The organism is Candidatus Erwinia haradaeae (assembly GCF_900698885.1).
Lineage (GTDB): Bacteria > Pseudomonadota > Gammaproteobacteria > Enterobacterales > Enterobacteriaceae > Erwinia_E > Erwinia_E haradaeae_H.
Genome location: NZ_LR217705.1, coordinates 81,542 through 103,254 on the forward strand (window position 1 = coordinate 81,542; position 21,713 = coordinate 103,254).

The window sequence follows — 21,713 nt, forward strand, 5'->3', positions numbered from 1 at the left end:
GTAATGATTTTAAAATAGTAACGATAATAATTATTATAGTTAATAAGGAATGATATTATGATAAGCTATAAAATTTTAACTATAATCTTAATTGCTTTAATGGTCAGCGATGGTTGCTCTATCGCTGATAAATTAGTTTATCATCCGGATCTAATTCAAGGTAATTATTTATCGGACTCTCATTTAATAAAAATTCACATTGGGATGACACAAGAACAAGTTAGATACATTCTCGGCACACCTCAGGTTAGTGATCCATTTAGTAGCAATATTTGGTATTACGTATCTCGTCAAAAAATTAGGCATCAACCTCTTCAGCAGAAGACATTAAAATTAACTTTTAACAATCAAGGAATCTTAACTAATATAGATAATAAAAAGATTTAATTTATTCCTGGAGGAGTTGGATAAAAAATCTTGAGTTAATTATCTAATTAAATTTATCAGTGTTCTGTCAGTAATTTTTATTAATAAAATGTGTTTTATATAAATATCTTTATATAAACGTTAGAGAAAAATAATCTTTTTTTAGTGAGTTATTAATGTTTAGTGAATTTAAAGTGAAAAGATATACATATACAAAATGTATATCAATTTTGCATTTTTGATTTTTTTATTATATTTTATAGTGCTTTTGTTTTCTACCCTACCAGAAAATAATAAAATTTAAAGTCATAACATTAAAAATAGAGCTATTTGTAAATTTTATTTTGATTGTATTTAGTTATTATATTATCCATATTGGGTACATAAAAATTTTATTTGAAAGATTTTTTAAGGTTTTAATCATTTTATGATATCAGAGCTTTAGAGAATGAATTATCATGTTAAGAATTTCTTGTATCGTTGGTCTAGAATCGCATTGTTATGAACCTGTCTATATACCACTATTAGTAATATTTATAATTTATAAATAATCACTATGCAAACAGATATAACTATACAAATAGCTAAGATATATAAACAGTGATATGTCAAAATATTATAGTCTCAGGAGAGATTGTTAGGAAATAACTATCTTAAACTTTTTCTAACAAGGAAGAATAATGTTTAAAGGAAGCATTGTGGCGCTAATCACGCCAATGAATAAGAAAGGTATGGTATGCGTTAATAGTTTTAAAAGACTTATTAATTATCACGTGAAAAGCGGAACTTCAGCGATAGTTGTTTTAGGTACAACAGGAGAGTCAGCTACTTTAACTAATGCAGAACGTAGTCATGTGATTGAGCTAATGTTAAAATTTTCCAAAGGGCGCATTCCTATTATAGTTGGTACTGGCGCGAATAGTACTGCAAAAGGTATTTCTATTACTCAATCTTTAGAAAACTCTGGTGTATCTGCATGTTTAAGCATAACGCCTTACTACAATTGCCCCACACAAGAAGGACTTTATCGACATTTCAGAGCAATCGCTGAAAGCACTAATCTTCCACAGATACTATATAATGTTCCTTTACGTACTGGTGTAGATTTACTACCAATTACCATTCAACGTCTTGCTAACATTAAAAATATTATCGGAATTAAAGAAGCAACTGGAGATTTGCTACGTATAACTGAAATTAAAAAATTAGTTCAAGAAGATTTTATTCTGCTTAGTGGTGACGATGCTACTGCATTAAATTTTATGGAGCTAGGTGGGTGTGGCGTTGTATCTGTAACAGCTAATATCGCTGCTTATCAGATGGCAAATCTATGTGATTTATTTCAAAACGGAAGAATCGATAAGGCTCGCCTTTTAGATCAGAAGTTGATGAATCTCCATCAAAAATTATTCATTGAGCCTAATCCTATTCCTGTTAAATGGGCAGCAAAAAAATTAGGATTAATAGAGAATGATACATTACGTTTACCAATGACGCCATTAACTGAAATTAATTATTCTGTTGTTCAGCAGGCGCTTAAAGATGCTGATTGTCTTTTAACTAAGGGAGTATATACATGTCTAACTTAGGACATCAGCCCGTGATAGTCATGATTTTAGGACTATTATCAGTATTTTTTTTATCAACTTGCTCTAGAAATGGATATGATAAGTATCAAGCAATTAGTTATGTATCGACTTTAAAAATAGATAACCCTAAAGAGTTAAAAGCTCCGCCTGGAATGGTTTTACCAACAAGAAATCAGTATTTCTATATTCCTTCCGTGGATATAAATAGTCAGAATGATACGCGGGTAGATCTTAAACCGCCAACTCAAAGTTTAATGAATGAGCAAAGTTCGCAGGCTCAAATATCTGGAAATGTAGGCAGATTAGTTATTAAGGGTTCATCGGGTTTTGTTTGGTCACAAATAATTAATATTTTACAGAAAAATGGATTTATAACTTTCTATCGTCAAGATATACATAAAAATTTATTTACCAATTGGGTTCGGTGGAATTCTCACGCTGATAACGAAGAGAATGTTTATTCTGGGCGTTATCAAATTAGCATGAAGGAGAATGGTAGTTATCAGAAGATAAAAGTAACTTTAATTGATTTACGACAAAAAGATAAGGAGGTAACTTCTTCCTCTCAAATTCAGAATTACACTGTAAGGATGTGTAGCTATTTAGCTAAAGAATTAAATATGATGATACATCAAAACCAAACAGTTCCGGTGATATTTAAAAATTATAAACAGAACATTCATGCATACAGTAGTACCAGTGATATTGGTTTATCAAATATAATTTTATGCGCTTCTTTTGATCATATTTGGTCTTGGTTGCCAGAAATTCTAAAAATATTGAATATAGAATTAAAAGAGAGTAATTATTCACATGGAAGCTTAAAGGTCAAATATACCTCATTGAGTAGAAAAACTATTCACAAATTAGGTGTTACGGATATAAATTTTAAAAATGGTTACTATAAACTTCAGGTTGGCGATCTAGGATCTTATAGTAGTTTGCAGTTTTTTGATCCAACAGGTCACCTAGTAAATCGATTGCAGCATGAGAAAATATTATCTATTTTGAAGTTAATTACAATAAAAAATAAGCAGGCATGAGTATAATAAACTGATAAATTCTTTACTTATGAGAAAAATTCTAGTCAAAATCTAACTATTTTACCTCACAGAGATCATCTAACACTAGGTAGTCTAGATAAATTTCTGATAAAAGTGTGTACATTATCATCATGTGAAATATTTGAATTCTTAGTATATTTTATCATACCTGTTTTTAGATAATATAGTGTATGTATATATTTTTGGTTAGATCTATTTAGATAGATAGCGAAATGGATTAGAAGTATCTAATCTATATGTATATAAACTGTCTTATATTAATATTAACTTTAACTTATAATTGATAAATTGTAATCTGTAATAGTACTTTTATTCTAAAAATACTCAAGTATCAATTATTAAGATTTAAGATAAGACAGAGGTAAGACAGAAAATAGCTTATAAAAAATAAATAGCACAAAAAGCATTTAGAACAGTAGCGTCAACTATTTATTTTCAGATCTTGATAAATTCAGTCAGATATTAATTATTTTAAGAGAGATAGGATTTTAATTTTTCATAATGGTTTTTTAGATTTTATAAAAGAATTAAAAGGAAATCGTAGGAAAATTAATGTATTAGTAAATATATAATTGAATATTGAATTTATAATGATAAGGAGTGGTTTTACATAAAAGATGTTAAGAGGTTAGGTAAGTTGATATAATCGACCAAATAATATATTTATTATATAATAATACGTTTTTATAAAAAGAGTGTGATCATAATTAGAAATGTTCAAATCTTGCCTAGAAAACGTAAGATTAATACTTTATTGCAAATTGAGAAAATACGATGCGTAAGATGATCGAGTTATATCGTGGTAAAACAAAAACCCTATATAGCACAGATGAACCGGATGTATTAGTATTAGAATTCCGTGATGATATTTCTGCCCTAGATGGTAAGCGTGTTGATCAGTTGAATCGCAAAGGGTTTATTAACAATAAGTTAAATTATTTTATAATGTCAAAATTACAGAAGGCCGGCGTACAAACTCAGATCAAAGAATTATATTCTCATGATTCAACATTAGTGAAAAATTTAAAAATGGTGCCACTGGAATTCGTATTGCGTAATCGCGCTGCAGGATCATTGGTAAAACGATTGGGCATTAAGGAGGGAACTCCTCTCTCTCCTCCGGTGTTTGATTTGTTTTTTAAAAATGATGGTAAGCATGACCCTATGGTCAACTCATCTTATTGCAAAACATTTGGCTGGGTAAGTGAACATGATCTGTCACGTATGCGAGAGATAACTTTTCAGAGTAATGACATTTTAAGCACACTTTTTTCTGAAAGAGGTTTGATTTTAGTGGATTTTAAATTAGAGTTTGGAATATTTCAGAATGAAGTAATTTTAGGTGATGAATTTTCTCCCGATAGCGCCCGATTGTGGGATCAAAAAACTCTTAATAAAATGGATAAAGATCTTTACCGGCAAAATCAAGTGGGCTTAATAGAGGCTTATGAAGAAGTTGCTAATCGTTTAGGGGTAAACCTAAACTAATTTATGTATATAAAATAATTTTACAAGTTATTAACGATTATCTGTGGATTGTTAGTTTGTATGATGATATAGGTTTAAAAACAAAGTTTTTACTCTTCAAAGTAAAACTAGACAAAAATGCATTTATTTCTTGCATAAGTATAAAAATCTTATAATAAAAACTTAAGTTCATCCATCTTATTATAAGAATCCTCATTTATTTTCAGAATAAAAGATAAGAGCTGTAATACACGGTACATTACACGCTATCTAAAAGTAAGAATGATGTAATTTATAAATGAGTAATAAAGATATATTGAAAGGCGTGGTGAACATGAAGATTCTTTCAGGTAAGACTTGCATAGGTAGAATACAAAAGATGATGATAATCATGAAGGTGGTTCGTTAAAGGGAAAAAATTAATAGGACACCAAAAAATTTAGAATAAAGGTAACAATTTTTATTATTTTTATATACAAAGCTAATTTTTTTATATTTTTATTTGGATTAAGTTTATCATCAATGGATGAATTTTTTTATTTTTAAAAATATCTTTATATAGTTTTGCACTGTAGTTTTACACTATTTTACCTTTTAATACTGCGCAATAATTATACCACTTTTAGTGGTTTTTAGTGAAGCGTATGGCATATTTTTGTATAATAAAAATATTCAATATGTACTATTTAGTTGTTTATAATAAATAAAAAAATCTCAGTATATATATTACTTGAATATTTTATCTGTATATATATCAATATGATACCTATATATTTTTTTAAAAAATTATCAGATTGATAGAGTCTTTTTTCTGTGAATAGTTATCTAATAGTTGTGTTTTAATGAGTTCGTTTAATGTATGTAATAATTTATAATTTTAGCTTAACACAATTACAAGAGAATTTTTAAAAAATATTCTATCTATTAGATAGCGGCCTTGTAAAAGAATAGTGGTTAGCGTTATTGATTTTAAACATTTTCTATAGGTTTGATGTACTCAGTGAGTTTTGGTCAAAGGTTTGTAAAATAACTACATTTAGTATTTTAAAAATCTATCAAAACCTATCAATGGTAAATCTATCAAGGGTAGGGTAAATGATTAGAGTAGGGTAAGTTCTTATGCTTTGACAGTATCATGGTTTAGGGAATTTATGTTTTAATAAAATATGCCTATATTACTGGCGTGCTCTGTATTGAGCTAATGTAATTAACCTTCACACCAGTTTGGCTCTCGTTATGTCTCACAATTTTATTGTAGCGAAATTTGGCGGTAGTAGTATGGCTGATTATATATCTATGCAGCATAGTGCTGATATAGTTTTACAAAAACCGGCTATACGCTTAGTAGTATTATCAGCATCTGCAGGGGTAACTAATCAGCTTTATTTGTTAGCTGAAGGTCAGTGTAAAAAAAAACGTATTGCTATACTATCTAAAATCATACAAATGCAAGAGGCTATCATTAAACGGTTGATTGATCAAAAAGTCATTCGTAATAAAATAAATCACATACTTAAAAATATTCAAGCGCTCTCTAAAATTGCAGAGTTTTCACAATCTTCTGAGCGAACTGATAAGTTAATTAGTTATGGTGAGCTAATGTCTAGTTTGCTTTTTGTTGAAATCCTTCGTGAGCGTAAGGTGGAAGTAGAATGGTTTGATGTACGTAAAGTAATGCGCACTGACGCGTGTTTTGGTTCTGCAGAGCCAAAAATTAGCATACTGAAGGAGCTTGTTCAACATCAATTAAAGCCTCTGATTTTAGAAGTATTAATTGTGACACAAGGGTTTATTGGTCAAGAAGAAAAAGGACGAACTACAACTTTAGGTCGTGGGGGTAGCGATTATACCGCGGCAATACTTGGAGAAGCGCTAAATGTTAAAAGGATTGATATCTGGACTGATGTTTCTGGAATTTATACTGCAGACCCACGATTAGTTCCATCCGCTAAGCGTATTGATAAGATCACTGTTAAAGAAGCATTCACGATGGCAACTTGTGGTGCAAAGATATTACATCCAGCAACCTTATTACCCGTAGTACGTGGTGATATGTCAATATTTATTGGCTCTAGTAAGCATCCAGGAGCCGGTGGTACTATTGTATGTCACAAGATTCATGATTTACCTCTGTTCCGAGCTCTTGCGTTACGTTCTCAGCAGACGTTGCTAACGTTACACAATGTTTATCTATTAGATACATTTTGTTTTTTTGAAGCAGTGTGTAAATTATTAATACGTCATGGCATTCATCTTGATTTGATAATGCGATCTGAAGTAAAATTAGCAGTAACATTAGATACAAGCTGGTCTTTTGTAATGACCAGCAATCTTTTAAATCCAGTATTACTTACTGAGCTAACTAATTTTTGTAAATTAGAGGTAGAAGAAAATTTAGCGTTAGTGTCAATTATTGGAAATAAGCTTTCTCAGTTTGACAGCTCTAAGAGAAAAATTTTAAGTTTATTAGATTTATGTAATATACGTATGGTTTTTAATAGTTATCCTCAATTTACACTCTGTTTTTTAACACCTACTGACAATGCTGAAAGGATAATACAACTTCTGCACTATAAGATATTTGAATAATTTATTAAAAGAAGATTTGCTATAGTTTATTCGTTTTATTTATATAAATTACCACTTATAGTAATTTTTAATATTTTAAAAAACTATATCAAATAATAAGTACTATATGGTTTATCAATTCAAGGAATATCAGAGAATTTATATATTATTTCTATTAGCGAGGGATGATTCTAATCCATATACAAGTTTTCTGGTGGTACTATAAATATCTTACTGTCTATTTAAAATATGTATCAATATATATAAGTAGTAGAATAAATGAATTTTCTTATCTTCATATATTTTAATGTTCTATATAATAATTTTTATTAGACTATAAGTCTAATATTCATTTTTAAAAATGCTATGTAGCATATAGCCTGAGAGCTCTTAGCAAGATTTTTTTATTATTAACACCTCCGTCTTAAGCAAGAATAATATTTCATCCAGATTGTTAGATATTTACATAAAAATAACACATGGTGATATGATATAAAATAATGATAATATTTATTTTGATGACTTATAAATCAATTAACATAATGCATTGTGCGTAGTACAATTATTTTATTTAATGTTATCTTCTTATATTGTAGGTTCATGGTATTATAGGATATGTTGGTATTTTATTGATATGTTATTATCACTTAGTTATTCTTTTATTGTTAGTGTAAATTGATGTAATAATTGAATTGGCTAGAAATCTATGCATGGAATTCATGGCGTCATCTGTGATTTATTTTATCAGAACACTAAAATTTATTACTTACAGTTTAAAATCATAACTTGTAGATTTTTATTTATATAAATTAATTTGTAATGGTTTATGACATATTATCTATAGATTCTTTAGGTTAAGGTCCAGTACATCAGTAAGATGCTGATACTATATAAAATTTAGCTTTTTTGAGTAAAATTAATATGCCTACAACTATAAAAATTCTTGCTCATCAATATGGTTTTATTCTTTTTTTGGTTTCTGCAATATGTTTATGTTTATTCATGCTATTAATTTCATGGTTTTTGGGTAGCAAAACCTATGGAAGATATACTAATACACCATTTGAGTCAGGTATTGCTTCTGTTGGAAGCGCTAGATTGCGACTATCGATTAAATTCTATTTAGTAGCTATGTTTTTTGTTATCTTCGACGCTGAGTCTTTATATCTCTATGCTTGGGCGGTCTCAATTCGTGAGGTCGGTTGGATTGGGTTCATTGAAGCTACAGTTTTTATTGTTATTTTGCTGGTAAGTTTATTTTATCTAGCTCGTATCAGGGCTCTGGATTGGTCTCCCGCTTATTCTAAACTTCATGCTCATAAAACTACTATTATACATAATATTTTAGGTACTAAACATCCTAATTGATATGTTTAGTGATCTATTAATAAAAATAGAGAAAATATATGGATTATACCCTTACTCGCCCTAATCAAAATAGTGATAATGATGTTTACCCTTTACATAAAAAAGAAGAGGCAGATGATCCTTTAAAAGATCATAGGCATCAAAATATTTATCTTGGAAAATTAGAAATTCTCTTACATAAGATGGTAAATTGGGGTCGTAAAAATTCTCTTTGGCCATTGAATTTCGGATTGTCTTGTTGTTATGTAGAAATGACTACTGCATTTACTGCAGTACATGATGTGGCTCGTTTTGGGTCAGAGGTTATTCGTTCGTCGCCACGACAAGCAGATTTGATGGTAATAGCTGGTACTTGTTTTATTAAGATGGCTCCGGTAATTCAGCGTTTATATGATCAAATGTTAGAACCTAAGTGGGTAATTTCTATGGGCTCATGTGCTAATTCTGGTGGTATGTATGATATATATTCAGTAGTGCAAGGTGTGGATAAATTCTTACCAGTAGATGTATATATCCCGGGTTGTCCGCCTAGGCCGGAGGCGTATATGCAGGCATTGTTATTATTACAAAAATCTATTGGAAAAGAGCGTCGACCATTATCATCGGTTATGCATGATCAAAACGTATATCGTCCTAAGATGCAATCTGAAAGAGACAGAAAAAATGCAGAGCGAATTTCTACTACATATTTGTGCAAGCCAGATGAAATTTAATTTTTAGAAGTAATTCAAGATAGATCTACAATTAAGATTGTAATGATACCATTAGAATAAGAATTCTATATCCGTTGCGTGGTTAGAATAGTGAAATAATTTATGACAAATTCACCCAGGAAAGGTATTGTGCAAACAGTAAAAAAAACTTTAGATCAGCGCGATGATCCAGTTCTTTCGAAGCTTTACCATCATTTTGGCCCTCACGCTTTGAGTTTGCAAGATACACGCACCGGTATGACTGTAGCTTGGGTAAAGCGTGAACAAATATTAGAAATTGTGACATTCCTTTATGAGTTTTTTAAACCATATGTGATGTTGTATGATTTACATGGCGTAGATGAACGCCAAAGAATATATCGCATTGGTTTACCAAAAGCAGATTTTTCTATTTTTTATCATTTTATCTTTATTAAAGAAAATCGTGATTTGATGATAAAATTACCGCTATCAGAGCAGAATTTACAGGTTCCAACTATTAGTCATATTTTTAAAAATGCGAATTGGTATGAGCGTGAAACTTGGGAGATGTTTGGTATCCATGTGACTGGGCATCCTCATCTTACTCGTATCATGATGCCACGAAATTGGCAGGGCCACCCACTTAGAAAGGATTATCCAGCGCGAGCTACTGAATTCAAACCTTTTGAATTTACCAAACAAACAGAAGATTTAGCCATGGAGTCTTTACTTTTTAGGCCAGAAGAATGGGGCATGAAAAGATCAAGTGCTCACGAGGATTTTATGTTTTTAAATCTTGGCCCTAATCATCCCTCTGTTCATGGAGTATTTCGTATTATTCTTCAGTTGGATGGCGAAGAGATTATTGATTGCGTGCCAGATATCGGTTACCACCATCGTGGTGCAGAAAAGATGGGGGAGAGACAGTCATGGCACAGCTATATTCCATATACTGATCGCATTGAATATTTAGGTGGTTGCATTAATGAGTTACCTTATGTTTTAGCCGTAGAAAAACTAGCTGATATTAAAGTACCAGAGCGTGCTGAGGTAATTCGAATAATGTTATCTGAGTTGTTTCGCATTAATAGCCATCTATTATATATCTCTACATTTATCCAGGATGTAGGTGCCATGTCACCAGTTTTTCTAGCTTTTACTGATCGTCAAAAGATTTATAATATTATAGAGGCTATTACTGGTTTTCGAATGCACCCAGCCTGGTTCCGGATAGGTGGTGTAGCTAATGATCTTCCAAAAGGATGGGAACGTTTGCTTTATGAGTTGCTTCATTGGTTACCGAAGCGCCTGAAATTATATGAACAGGCTGCGTTAAAAAACTCTATCTTTATTGCTCGCACTAAAGGTGTGGCTTCTTATAACATGGAGGAAGCATTATCTTGGGGGGTGACGGGAGCGGGGTTACGTGCAACCGGTTTGGATTTTGATATACGTAAATGGCGACCTTGTTCTGGGTATGAGAATTTTGATTTCGATGTACCTATCGGTCATGGTATAAGTTGTGCTTATACGCGAGTTATGATTAAAATGGAAGAAATGCGCCAAAGTATGCGCATTTTAGAGCAGTGTTTGCATAATATGCCCATGGGTTTATTTAAAGCTAATCATCCGCTTACTACACCACCACCTAAAGAGCGTACTTTACAACATATTGAAACTTTAATTACTCATTTTTTGCAAGTTTCATGGGGTCCGGTAATGCCAGTTAATGAATCCTTTCAAATGATAGAGGCCACTAAGGGGGTTAATAGTTACTATCTTATTAGTGATGGGAATACGATGAGCTATCGTACGCGAGTACGTACGCCTAGTTTTCCACACTTGCAGCAGATTCCTTCGGTGATTAATGGAAGTTTAATATCAGATTTAATTGTCTATCTTGGTAGTATTGATTTTGTTATGTCAGATGTGGACCGATAAATATGCATGAGAATAAGATTTTAATAAAGATTAGAAATAAACCCAATGATATCACACTAAGCCCTTTAGAGTGTGCTGCTATATCTAAGGAGAGGATTTTTTATGAGGAGCCTCATGCTGTCATCATCGAAGCGTTGCATATTATTCAAAAATATCGCGGATGGGTGTCTGATAGTTTAATTAAAGGTGTTGCTGATCTTTTAGAAATTCCAACTAGTGATGTAGAAGAGGTAGCTACTTTCTATAGTCAGATTTATCGTATGCCAGTAGGTCGTCATATTATTAGGTATTGCGATAGTGTAGTGTGTTATATCCTGGGTTACCAGAGCATTCAAAAAAAACTAGAAGAACACCTGAATATCCAGACAGGACAAACTACAGAAGATCAGCGTTTTACGTTACTGCCAACCTGCTGCCTGGGTAATTGTGACAAGAGCCCAACATTAATGATTAATGAACATACTTACAGTAATGTAACCTCACAAGATATTATTCAATTACTGGAACAGTATCAATGAGACAGATTAAGCGTACATCTGATATGCACCCTCTTACTTGGCGAATTCGCAAAGATCAGCAGCCAGTATTTTTAAAAGAATACAAAAATACCAATGGATATGTTAGTGCAGAGCAAACTCTCAAAAGCATGACATCAGAGCAAGTTGTTATGCTAGTGCAGGAGTCTGGTCTACGCGGGAGAGGTGGAGCTGGTTTTCCAACTGGTTTAAAGTGGAGTTTAATGCCGAAAGATTTATCAAGAACTACTCGCTATCTATTGTGTAACGCAGATGAAATGGAGCCAGGAACCTATAAAGATCGTTTGTTAATGGAACAAATGCCGCATCAATTAATAGAGGGCATGTTGATTAGTGCTTATGCATTAAGAGCATATCGGGCGTATATCTTTCTGCGAGGTGAATATATTGAAGCAGCAAGAAATTTACGCCGCGCGATTTTAGAAGCAAAAGAAGCAGGCTTCCTAGGAAAAAATATTTTTGGCACTGATTTTAGTCTAGATCTTTTAGTGCATACTGGCGCAGGTCGTTATATTTGCGGTGAAGAGACGGCTTTAATGAATTCGCTAGAAGGACGTCGCCCTAATCCAAGATCAAAACCACCCTTTCCGTCATCAATAGGGTTATGGGGTCAGCCAACTTGTGTTAATAATGTTGAAACTCTTTCAAATATTCCTGCAATTTTTGCTAATGGAACTAAATGGTATAAAAATCTTTCCAAAAGTGTAGATACAGGAACTAAAATGATGGGTTTTTCTGGTCAAGTCAAGAGCCCTGGTGTTTGGGAGCTTCCGTTTGGCGTTACTGCTCGAGAAGTCCTTGACGAGTATGCTGGTGGCATGAAGAGCGGGTTAAAATTCAAGGCTTGGCAACCGGGCGGCGCTAGCACTGAGTTTTTACTTGACAAGCATCTTGACATACCTATGGATTTTTCGAGTATTAGTAAGGCCGGTAGTCGTTTAGGAACGGCATTATCTATTGCAGTGGATCATAGAATCAATATGGTGTCTTTAGTTAGTAATATAGAAGCGTTCTTTTCTCGTGAATCATGTGGTTGGTGCACACCTTGTCGTGAAGGATTGCCTTGGAGTTTAAAAATTTTACGATCCCTAGAGTGTCACCAAGGGCACGTAGGTGATCTTGAAATTTTATTAAATCTTTGTCGGAATTTGGGCCCCGGAAAAACTTTCTGCGCTCATGCGCCAGGAGCAGTAGCGCCGCTGAAAAGTGCTATTGCATATTTTCGTGAAGAATTTGAGGCGGGCATTAAATCCTCTAATATTTATGAAGACTCGCGTGTGATTGTTGGTATTCAGCCAAATTTATCTTATGTGAAAAGTACGACCACCTAACATAGTATAACGCTCATAATAGAATGAGCTTCATGGAAGCATAGATATTATGCCTGTAATTATATATATAGACGGTACAGAATATCTGGTTAATGATACAGATAATTTACTGCATGTTTGTTTATCTTTAGGATTAGATATTCCGTATTTTTGTTGGCATCCGGCATTAGGTAGTGTTGGCGCCTGTCGTCAATGTGCAGTAAAACAATATCAGAACGAAAAAGATGATCATGGACGTCTCGTGATGTCTTGTATGACGCCAGTAAGTAATGGTATGCGGATTTCAATCAATGAGAGTGAAGCGAAAGAGTTTAGAAGAAGTGTTTCAGAGTGGCTGATGATTAACCACCCGCATGATTGTCCAGTATGCGAGGAGGGTGGGCACTGTCATTTGCAAGATATGACTGTAATGAATGGTCATATCTCACGTCGTTACCGCTTTACTAAGCGAACTCATTTGAATCAGTATCTTGGGCCATTTATCTCTCATGAAATGAATCGTTGTATTTCTTGTTACCGCTGCATCAGATTCTATAAAAATTACTCAGATGGAACCGATCTTGGTGTGTATGGGGTTAGTGATAATGTGTACTTTGGTCGTATTGAAGATGGTGCATTAGAAAATGAGTTTTCAGGGAATTTAGTGGAAATCTGCCCAACTGGAGTATTTACTGATAAAACGCATTCTGCGCGTTACAATCGAAAATGGGATATGCAGTTTGCTCCGAGTATTTGTCAGCAGTGTAGTCTTGGTTGTAATATTAGCCTCGGTGAACGCTACGGGGAGTTACGTCGTGTTGAAAATAGATACAATGGTATGGTAAATCGTTACTTTCTCTGTGATCGAGGTCGGTTTGGTTATGGTTATTTGAACTTAAAAAATCGCCCACGTAAACCTATGCAGCGTCATGGAATAAATTGGATGACACTGAATACTAATCAAGCAATAGATGTTTTATCAAACAATCTTCGTCAAGCAAAAAGGATTATTGGTATCGGCTCGTCACGTGCTAGCATAGAAAGTAATTTTTCTTTACTATCCATAGTAGGGGTGGCTAACTTTTCTACTGGTATGACATTAGTTGAACAAGCGTGTATAAATTTAATTATTAAGATATTGCAAAATAGTGGAATATACACCCCTTCACTTTTTGAAATTGAAAATTACGACGCAATATTAGTTCTCGGGGAAGATATAACCCAAACAGGGGCGCGAATGGCGCTTGCGGTACGTCAGGCTATTAAGGGAAAAACCCGCGTAATGGCAGAAAGACAAAAAGTGGCTACTTGGGATAGTGCTGCAATCCTTAATATGAGCCTGAATTCTAAATATCCTTTGTTTGTAACCAATGTAGATAAAACTAGATTGGATGATGTTGCCACTTGGAGTTATTATGCCCCAATAGAAGATCAAGCTAGGCTAGGATTTGCTATAGCCCATCAATTAGATAATAGCGCTCCAAAAGTAAATGGTCTAGATAAAGATTTGATTACTCAGATTGCTATAATTGCACAAGCGTTAGATAGCGCTAAGAAGCCACTTATTATTTCAGGATCTAATTCTGGAAATGAGGCAATTATTCAAGCGGCAGCAAATATTGGGAAATCTTTAATAGGGCATGAAAAAGAAGTAGGTATTAGTTTTTTGACCCCAGAAGTAAATAGTATAGGGGTTGGTTTAATGGGGGGTTTTTCGCTAAATAAGGCATTGGATACATTAGCCAGTAGCGAGGCAGATTCGGTAATTATTTTAGAAAATGATCTTTATCGTCATATATCAAAGGATGTAATAAATTTTTCCTTAAGAGAGACGAAAAATGTTATTGTTCTTGATCATCAAAATACTCAGACGACTAAGAAGGCCCATTTGGTTTTATCTAGTGCAAGCTTCGCAGAAAGTCATGGTACTGTTGTTAATCAAGAAGGCCGTGCTCAGAGGTTTTTTCAGGTTTACGATCCGGCTTTTTATGACAATACAACTCAGATATTATCTAGTTGGTGTTGGTTAAATATGACCAAACAAGCTATGCATGGTCGAAAAGTAGACTGCAATCTACTAGATGATATAATTAACGATTGCGTTAAAGAAATGCCACAGTTGTCTGGTATAAAACAAGCGTCACCAGATTCTAGTTTTCGCGTTCATGGTCAGAAATTAGCGCGTTCACCACATCGTTTTAGTGGGCGTACTGCAATGCTGTCTAACATTAGTGTCCATGAACCACAACAGCCACAAGATCGAGACAGTATGTTTTCTTTTTCTATGGAGGGTATGAATCCATCACCTGATAATCACGTACAGATTCCTTTTTCTTGGCTTCCCGGCTGGAATTCTCCACAAGCGCTCAATAAATTTGAAAGTATAGTAGCGGATAAGCAGTTATCTAATGATGCTTTAGGTGTACGATTGATTGCGTCAGATAAAGTAAATCTTAGCTGGTTTAAGGATATTCCTTCGTCTTTCACAAGGCAACATCATTGCTGGCGTATCATACCTTATTTTCATATTTTTGGTAGTGAGGAGATGAGTCAACGCTCACAAATTGTTCGCGAGCGCATGCCAGCACCATATATGATTATGAATTTTCAGGACTCGATACAACTTAAGATACAAGAGGGTGTTACTCTACTTTTTAGTTGCCAAGGGGAAGATTTTGTATTGCCAGTGTATTTCTCAAATCACTTACAGTCTGGGCAAATAGGATTACCTCTTGGGTTTCCTGGTTTTGGTCTCTTTTTGCGCGGAGAAGGTGTGTATAATTTTCAGATAGTGATTCAATCATGATCTGGCTAACAGACACAAAGCTTGCTATTATTATCGCTATTATAAAATCTTTAGTGATACTCTGCGTTGTGGTGATCTGTGGCGCTTTAATGAGTTTTGCTGAAAGACGTCTTTTGGGTTTATTTCAGAATCGTTATGGTCCAAATCGTGTAGGCTGGGGTGGCTCATTACAACTAGCAGCCGATATGATAAAAATTTTTTTCAAAGAAGATTGGATCCCGCCTTTTTCAGATCAGATAATCTTTATATTAGCGCCAATTATTGCATTTACATCTTTGCTAATGGTAATGGCAATAGTCCCTATTACGCCTACCTGGATGGCATCTAATCTTGATATTGGTATATTATTTTTTTTAATTATGGCAGGGTTAGGGGTTTATTCAGTACTTCTAGCCGGGTGGTCTAGTAATAACAAATATTCCCTTTTAGGTGCTATACGCGCTTCTGCGCAGACCTTAAGTTATGAGGTTTTTCTTGGGCTATCTTTGATGGGTGTGGTAGCGCAGGCTGGATCTTTTAATATGCTTGTTATTGTTAGTAGTCAAAAACATATTTGGAATATTATTCCTCAGTTTTTTGGTTTTGTAACCTTCTTAATAGCTAGCCTTGCGGTATGTCATCGGCATCCATTTGATCAGCCGGAATCTGAACAGGAATTAGCTGATGGATATCATATTGAATATTCTGGTATAAAATTCGGATTATTTTTTATTGGAGAATATATTGGAATTATTACTATATCTTCATTAATTGTTACATTATTTTTTGGTGGATGGCATGGTCCGTATTTTTTTCCGATAGTTTGGTTTGTATTAAAAACAGTGTTCTTTATAATTATGTTTATCTTAATTCGTGCTGCGTTGCCACGACCTCGGTATGATCAGGTAATGCGGTTCGGTTGGACAGTTTGTTTACCGTTAACACTTGTAAATCTGCTTGTAACTGCTGCAGTTATCTTATATAGGGCATAGCCAATAGGATATTGATAATGACATTGAAGAATATTGTCATCGGATTGAGTACAATTCTGCGTAGTATTTGGTTAATTGGTAAAAACGTCTTTGCTAAGCGAGAAACTTTAATGTATCCTGAAGAACCTTTGGTTCTTTCATCTCGTTACCGTGGACGTATTATTTTAACACGCGATCCAGACGGCCTTGAGCGGTGTGTAGCTTGTAATCTTTGTGCAGTAGCTTGTCCAGTCGGGTGTATTGCATTACAAAAGTCTGAAATGGAAGACGGGCGCTGGTATCCAGAATTTTTTCGTATCAATTTTTCGCGATGTATTTTTTGCGGATTATGCGAAGAAGCCTGCCCAACTACTGCAATTCAATTAATTCCAGATATTGAATTAAGTGACTTTAATCGTCAAGATTTAATATATGAAAAAAAACACTTATTAATTTCTGGTCCAGGAAAGTATCCACAATATAACTTTTATAGGATGTCAGGTATGGAAATTTCAGGTAAAGGCAAAGGTTTTGCTGAAAAAGAGATGCAGCCTGTTAATGTTAAAAGCTTGTTACCTTAGTAAGGGATACGGGCATGGAATGTCTATTTTATATTTGCGGGTTAATAGCCGCGCTCACAACTATGCGTGTTATTTGGCATAAAAAACCTATACATGCATTATTATACTTAATTATGTCATTCGTGGCTGTATCTGGTGTCTTGTTTTCAGTTGGTGCCTATTTTACTGCGGCGCTTGAAATTATTATCTATGCTGGGGCAATAGTAGTATTGTTCATGTTTTCAGTGATGATGTTAAATCTTAGTGAAAGTGTTGTTAAAGAAGAAACAACTTGGCTTCCACCACGAGCATGGATTGGTCCAGGATTCTTATCTTTTTTATTGTTTTTGATTATTTCATATTCTATTTTTTTAAAAAACAGCTCTAGAATTGACTGTATTATGATTGATGGAAAGCAAGTAGGTATGAAGTTATTTGGCCCTTATGCTCTAGCGGTTGAATTAATCTCGATGCTTCTTTTATCCGGTCTTATTGTAGGGTGTCATATTGGGCAGGATTCACGAAAAACAGGTGTAATATTACAGAAGAAACGATTATCTACTTCACATAAAAATACTTTTAAAAATCAACTGGAGAAGTAGTTTTGATTCCTTTATATCATGGACTGATTCTAGCGACATTTTTATTCTGCCTTGGGTTAACTGGTGTTATGATTCGTCGTAATTTGCTATTTATGCTAATCAGTCTAGAGATTATGCTCAATGCTGCAGCATTGGCGTTAGTAGTGGCAGGTAGTTATTGGAATCAAGCGGATGGGCAGATTATGTTTATTTTTGCTATTAGTTTGTCAGCAGCTGAAACCAGTATTGGCCTTGCTTTGTTACTGCAGCTCTATTATCGTGCTAAAAACCTTGATATTGATACAGTAAGCGGGATGCATTAATGAATCTTCTTTATTTTACTATACTGTGCCCATTCATGGGTTTCTTATGTCTTTCTTGTTCATCTGGGCGCGTATCAGAGACGTTTAGCTCTGTTATTAGTTTTATGTCAATTGGCTTAACAGTACTAATAACAGTTTATATTGGTTATGATTTTTTAAGAAGTAACCAAGAGGCATTTAATCAAACTTTGTGGACATGGATTGATATAGAGATGCTTAGGGTAGATGTTAGTTTAATGTTAGACGGACTTTCATTGATCTTACTTTCTGTAGTGACTGGAGTTGGATTTTTAATTCATGTTTTTGCATCTTGGTATATGAGAGGTGCAGAGGGTTACTCACGATTTTTCGCTTATACTAATCTTTTCATTGCTAGCATGCTCGTGCTAATTTTAGCGGATAATTTAGTTTTAATGTATCTTGGGTGGGAAGGTGTGGGTCTTTGCTCGTATTTATTGATAGGTTTTTATTATACCAACCCAGAGTATGGCGCAGCAGCTTTAAAAGCTTTTATTCTAACTCGTGTTGGGGATGTATGTTTGTTTATTGCGATCTTAATGCTTTATAGTATAACACATACTTTAAATTTTAATAATATCGGAGAATTAGTTTCAGAAGATTCCTATTTTAAGAATTTATACATGCTACCATGGATTACCTTAATGCTATTAGTTGGCGCGGTCGGGAAATCTGCTCAATTACCATTACAGACTTGGTTGGCGGATGCCATGGTTGGTCCAACCCCAGTTTCTGCATTAATTCATGCTGCAACTATGGTAACGGCCGGTGTATATTTAATCGCTCGTACGCATGTTCTTTTTTTGCTAACACCAAAAATTCTTTATTTAGTGGGTATAATTGGGGCGATGACTATACTTTTAGCTGGTCTCTCTGCTTTAGTGCAAACTGATATTAAACGTGTATTAGCTTATTCAACTATGAGCCAAATAGGATACATGTTTTTGGCGCTAGGCGTTCAAGCTTGGCAGCCAGCCATTTTTCATTTAATGACGCATGCATTTTTTAAAGCGTTATTATTTCTTTCTGCCGCATCTCTTATCATTGCTTGTAACCATGAGCAAAACATGTTTAAGATGGGTGGTTTGCGCTTCAGGACTCCTTTAGTTTATTCTTTTTTTATTATTGGAGGTGCTTCTTTGATGGCCTTTCCACTAATTACATCAGGTTTTTTTAGTAAGGAAAGAATCTTAGTAGCAGCATTAGATAATGGATATGTAATGTTAATGTTTGTGGGGTTAATCGGGTCATTGGTAACATCACTTTATACATGTCGAATGATTTTTCTGGTATTTCATGGTGAATTAAAGATTCTATATGCGCAAATATCACCGAATTTTATGTATTATATACCTCTAGTTATTTTATCGCTACTTTCAAGTGTAATAGGAGTTTTGGTTTTTCCGCCGATAAAGACAGTGTTCCCGAGCAGTAGCATGTTAATAAATAATCATTTATTTTTTCTACAAATTACTTCAAGCGTAATAGTAATAACAGGTTGTGTCATATCAGCGTTATTATGGTTAGGTCCTTCTTTATATTTACAGAATATTACACAAAGCAAACTAGGACGTTTTTTAAGGATATGGTGGTTATCTGGATGGGGTTTTGATTGGTTATATGATAGAGTTTTTACTCAGACATATCTAAAAGTTGCTAGGATATTATCAGGTGACCCCTTGGCCATGGCGGTAAATAGTTTAGCTTATATAGTGCATAGTAGTAGCAAAGGACTAATTATGAGTGAAAGTGGTTATGTGCGTTGGCATTTAGCTGTAATGAGCGGTGGTGCTGTTTTTTTACTTGCATTGATAATAGTGAGGTAAAATATTAAAAATCAATATTTTGTTTTTATCTAATAATTTGCATTAAATTCTATGATCAATTTAATAATATACCTTAAGCTTTAGATTTAATTTGTAAAAAGGACGCATTATTTACTTTGCGAAGGCCGTATTTTTAAACATTTTTAGGTGAATATAAAAGTACATAAGCTCAATTCAGGTTATGTCTAGATTGAAAAAGATATAGCCAGGTTGTCTCAAAAATTAAAGAAGAATTATTATAATGTTATTACCTTGGCTTATTGCATTACCTTTTATTGGTGGCTTAATTTGTTGTTTTTCGGAGAATTTTGGCACTAAAAAACCTCGCTGGATAGCTCTAATCACCATGGGGCTCACACTAACTCTTTCATTGATATGCTGGATGCATAGTGAACATGAGTTATCGCAGATACATAGTGGCTTGCAGTGGCAAAGTCAGTTCTCTATTCCATGGATCCCTCGATTTGGTATTACTTTTTCTTTAGCTATTGATGGTTTATCATTATTAATGGTGATTCTCACGAGTTTATTGGGTTTTTTGGCAATTTTATGTTCATGGAAAGAGATCAATAAAAGCCATGGCTTGTTTCACCTGAATTTGCTCTGGTTATTAGGAGGAGTGATTGGTGTATTTCTTGCTATCGATTTATTTTTATTTTTCTTTTTTTGGGAAATGATGTTGGTGCCAATGTATTTTTTAATTGCGCTATGGGGTAATCGATCCGCAGAAGGCAGGAATCGTATTTCTGCTGCTACTAAGTTTTTTATATACACACAGGTGAGTGGGTTGCTAATGCTTATGGCTATTCTAGGCTTAGTTTTTGTTCATTATATAGCAACAGGAGATTTAACTTTTTATTATGAAAATCTATTACAGACACCTATGTCACTTAGAGTCGAACAAGTATTAATGATCGGTTTTTTTATTGCATTTGCGGTAAAAATACCAGTTATTCCTTTACATGGTTGGTTGCAAGACGTGCATAGCTGTTCCCCTACTGCTGGTTCAGTCGAATTGTCAGGTATTGTGTTAAAAACTGCTACGTATGGTTTATTGCGTTTTGCTTTACCATTATTTCCTCATGCATCTACTATATTCGCTCCAATTGCTATGTGGTTAGGAATTATTAGTATATTTTATGGAGCTTGGATGGCTTTTTCTCAGAATGATATGAAGCGCTTGATTGCATGCACCTCAATTTCCCATATGGGTTTTTTACTTATTGCAATATACACAGGAAATTTGATAGCATACCAAGGAGCTGTTATTCATATGATCGCACATGGTTTGTCTGCTGCTGCGTTATTTATTATTGCTGGACAACTTTATGAACGTTTGCATACTTGCGATATGCGATATATGGGGGGTTTATGGTCAAGAATAAAATGGCTTCCTGGATTATCTTTATTTTTTGCTATGGCCAATCTCGGACTGCCTGGTACAGGTAATTTTATTGGCGAATTTATGATTTTTATTGGCGGTTTTCATATAGTGCCATGGATTATTATAATTGCTACATGTAGTCTAGTATTCTCTGCTATATACTCTTTAGTTATGATGCAAAAAACTTACTATGGCAAATCAAAATCAGCAGTGCTATTGCATAACATGTCACCTCGTGAGCTGATTATTATTTTGGTGTTATTATTTTTATTAATCTTTTTAGGTCTATACCCCCAGCCAATCCTGGATACCTCTTATGCTGCTATGGGAAATATTCAGAAATTACTCAACGCTCCCATGCTCACAATAAGATCGTAAGTTA

17 protein-coding genes are annotated in these 21,713 nt (G+C 33.9%); all 17 read left to right on the forward strand.

Annotation, left to right across the window (positions count from 1 at the left end; translation table 11 throughout):
* The first annotated feature begins 57 nt into the window (after nucleotides 1-57).
* The 17 genes from bamE (at nucleotide 58) to nuoM (ending at nucleotide 21,709) form a co-directional block, all read left to right on the forward strand.
* Complete coding sequence (gene bamE / locus ERCISPPS3390_RS00245; protein WP_197094868.1) at nucleotides 58-387, forward strand: outer membrane protein assembly factor BamE; 330 nt, start codon at nucleotides 58-60, stop codon at nucleotides 385-387.
* 659 nt (nucleotides 388-1,046) lie between these two features.
* On the forward strand, nucleotides 1,047-1,955 hold the full coding sequence (gene dapA, locus ERCISPPS3390_RS00250; protein WP_197094869.1) for a 4-hydroxy-tetrahydrodipicolinate synthase: 909 nt from the start codon (nucleotides 1,047-1,049) through the stop codon (nucleotides 1,953-1,955).
* Nucleotides 1,943-2,998 (forward strand): outer membrane protein assembly factor BamC, encoded by a 1,056-nt coding sequence (bamC, locus tag ERCISPPS3390_RS00255; protein WP_197094870.1) that lies wholly within the window; start codon nucleotides 1,943-1,945, stop codon nucleotides 2,996-2,998. Before dapA ends, bamC begins: the two co-directional genes overlap by 13 nt.
* A 795-nt stretch (nucleotides 2,999-3,793) precedes the next feature.
* Nucleotides 3,794-4,507: a phosphoribosylaminoimidazolesuccinocarboxamide synthase gene (purC, locus tag ERCISPPS3390_RS00260; RefSeq protein WP_197094871.1), complete on the forward strand. Its 714-nt coding sequence runs from the start codon at nucleotides 3,794-3,796 to the stop codon at nucleotides 4,505-4,507.
* 1,215 nt (nucleotides 4,508-5,722) lie between these two features.
* Nucleotides 5,723-7,075, forward strand: coding sequence for a lysine-sensitive aspartokinase 3 (lysC, locus tag ERCISPPS3390_RS00265; protein ID WP_197094872.1), 1,353 nt, complete (start codon nucleotides 5,723-5,725; stop codon nucleotides 7,073-7,075).
* Between the two features lie 900 nt (nucleotides 7,076-7,975).
* On the forward strand, nucleotides 7,976-8,422 hold the full coding sequence (locus tag ERCISPPS3390_RS00270) for an NADH-quinone oxidoreductase subunit A (RefSeq protein ID WP_197094873.1): 447 nt from the start codon (nucleotides 7,976-7,978) through the stop codon (nucleotides 8,420-8,422).
* 38 nt (nucleotides 8,423-8,460) lie between these two features.
* A complete protein-coding gene (locus ERCISPPS3390_RS00275; protein ID WP_197094874.1) occupies nucleotides 8,461-9,135 on the forward strand; it encodes a NuoB/complex I 20 kDa subunit family protein in 675 nt (224 codons plus the stop codon).
* A gap of 102 nt (nucleotides 9,136-9,237) precedes the next feature.
* Entirely contained in the window at nucleotides 9,238-11,037 is a 1,800-nt protein-coding gene (nuoC, locus tag ERCISPPS3390_RS00280; RefSeq protein WP_197094875.1) for an NADH-quinone oxidoreductase subunit C/D, read from the forward strand.
* Between the two features lie 2 nt (nucleotides 11,038-11,039).
* Complete coding sequence (gene nuoE / locus ERCISPPS3390_RS00285; protein ID WP_197094876.1) at nucleotides 11,040-11,555, forward strand: NADH-quinone oxidoreductase subunit NuoE; 516 nt, start codon at nucleotides 11,040-11,042, stop codon at nucleotides 11,553-11,555.
* Nucleotides 11,552-12,904 carry an NADH-quinone oxidoreductase subunit NuoF gene (gene nuoF / locus ERCISPPS3390_RS00290; protein WP_197094877.1) on the forward strand — a complete coding sequence of 451 codons (1,353 nt, stop codon included), beginning with the start codon at nucleotides 11,552-11,554 and terminating at the stop codon, nucleotides 12,902-12,904. The genes nuoE and nuoF overlap by 4 nt, the downstream gene beginning before the upstream one ends.
* 49 nt (nucleotides 12,905-12,953) lie before the next feature.
* The gene (gene nuoG / locus ERCISPPS3390_RS00295) at nucleotides 12,954-15,689 is read left to right on the forward strand and encodes an NADH-quinone oxidoreductase subunit NuoG (RefSeq protein WP_197094878.1); all 2,736 of its coding nucleotides are present in this window, start codon (nucleotides 12,954-12,956) and stop codon (nucleotides 15,687-15,689) included.
* Entirely contained in the window at nucleotides 15,686-16,660 is a 975-nt protein-coding gene (gene nuoH, locus ERCISPPS3390_RS00300) for an NADH-quinone oxidoreductase subunit NuoH (RefSeq protein ID WP_197094879.1), read from the forward strand. The genes nuoG and nuoH overlap by 4 nt, the downstream gene beginning before the upstream one ends.
* A 17-nt stretch (nucleotides 16,661-16,677) precedes the next feature.
* Entirely contained in the window at nucleotides 16,678-17,220 is a 543-nt protein-coding gene (gene nuoI, locus ERCISPPS3390_RS00305) for an NADH-quinone oxidoreductase subunit NuoI (protein WP_197094880.1), read from the forward strand.
* A gap of 14 nt (nucleotides 17,221-17,234) precedes the next feature.
* Nucleotides 17,235-17,801: an NADH-quinone oxidoreductase subunit J gene (nuoJ, locus tag ERCISPPS3390_RS00310; RefSeq protein WP_197094881.1), complete on the forward strand. Its 567-nt coding sequence runs from the start codon at nucleotides 17,235-17,237 to the stop codon at nucleotides 17,799-17,801.
* Nucleotides 17,802-17,803: 2 nt separating this feature from the next.
* Entirely contained in the window at nucleotides 17,804-18,103 is a 300-nt protein-coding gene (nuoK, locus tag ERCISPPS3390_RS00315) for an NADH-quinone oxidoreductase subunit NuoK (protein WP_197094882.1), read from the forward strand.
* On the forward strand, nucleotides 18,103-19,947 hold the full coding sequence (gene nuoL / locus ERCISPPS3390_RS00320) for an NADH-quinone oxidoreductase subunit L (protein WP_197094883.1): 1,845 nt from the start codon (nucleotides 18,103-18,105) through the stop codon (nucleotides 19,945-19,947). The genes nuoK and nuoL overlap by 1 nt, the downstream gene beginning before the upstream one ends.
* Nucleotides 19,948-20,188: 241 nt before the next feature.
* Nucleotides 20,189-21,709: an NADH-quinone oxidoreductase subunit M gene (gene nuoM, locus ERCISPPS3390_RS00325; protein WP_197094884.1), complete on the forward strand. Its 1,521-nt coding sequence runs from the start codon at nucleotides 20,189-20,191 to the stop codon at nucleotides 21,707-21,709.
* Nucleotides 21,710-21,713: the final 4 nt, after the last annotated feature.

Excerpts from the sequence above, each read along its gene's own strand:
- nuoI (WP_197094880.1), top strand. The coding sequence starts at position 16,678 with ATGACATTGAAGAATATTGTCATCGGATTGAGTACAATTCTGCGTAGT.
- purC (WP_197094871.1), top strand. The coding sequence starts at position 3,794 with ATGCGTAAGATGATCGAGTTATATCGTGGTAAAACAAAAACCCTATAT.
- nuoH (WP_197094879.1), top strand. The coding sequence starts at position 15,686 with ATGATCTGGCTAACAGACACAAAGCTTGCTATTATTATCGCTATTATA.
- ERCISPPS3390_RS00270 (WP_197094873.1), top strand. The coding sequence starts at position 7,976 with ATGCCTACAACTATAAAAATTCTTGCTCATCAATATGGTTTTATTCTT.
- nuoM (WP_197094884.1), top strand. The coding sequence starts at position 20,189 with ATGTTATTACCTTGGCTTATTGCATTACCTTTTATTGGTGGCTTAATT.
- nuoC (WP_197094875.1), top strand. The coding sequence starts at position 9,238 with ATGACAAATTCACCCAGGAAAGGTATTGTGCAAACAGTAAAAAAAACT.
- nuoJ (WP_197094881.1), top strand. The coding sequence starts at position 17,235 with ATGGAATGTCTATTTTATATTTGCGGGTTAATAGCCGCGCTCACAACT.
- nuoE (WP_197094876.1), top strand. The coding sequence starts at position 11,040 with ATGCATGAGAATAAGATTTTAATAAAGATTAGAAATAAACCCAATGAT.
- ERCISPPS3390_RS00275 (WP_197094874.1), top strand. The coding sequence starts at position 8,461 with ATGGATTATACCCTTACTCGCCCTAATCAAAATAGTGATAATGATGTT.
- bamC (WP_197094870.1), top strand. The coding sequence starts at position 1,943 with ATGTCTAACTTAGGACATCAGCCCGTGATAGTCATGATTTTAGGACTA.
- dapA (WP_197094869.1), top strand. The coding sequence starts at position 1,047 with ATGTTTAAAGGAAGCATTGTGGCGCTAATCACGCCAATGAATAAGAAA.
- nuoG (WP_197094878.1), top strand. The coding sequence starts at position 12,954 with ATGCCTGTAATTATATATATAGACGGTACAGAATATCTGGTTAATGAT.
- nuoL (WP_197094883.1), top strand. The coding sequence starts at position 18,103 with ATGAATCTTCTTTATTTTACTATACTGTGCCCATTCATGGGTTTCTTA.
- nuoF (WP_197094877.1), top strand. The coding sequence starts at position 11,552 with ATGAGACAGATTAAGCGTACATCTGATATGCACCCTCTTACTTGGCGA.
- bamE (WP_197094868.1), top strand. The coding sequence starts at position 58 with ATGATAAGCTATAAAATTTTAACTATAATCTTAATTGCTTTAATGGTC.
- lysC (WP_197094872.1), top strand. The coding sequence starts at position 5,723 with ATGTCTCACAATTTTATTGTAGCGAAATTTGGCGGTAGTAGTATGGCT.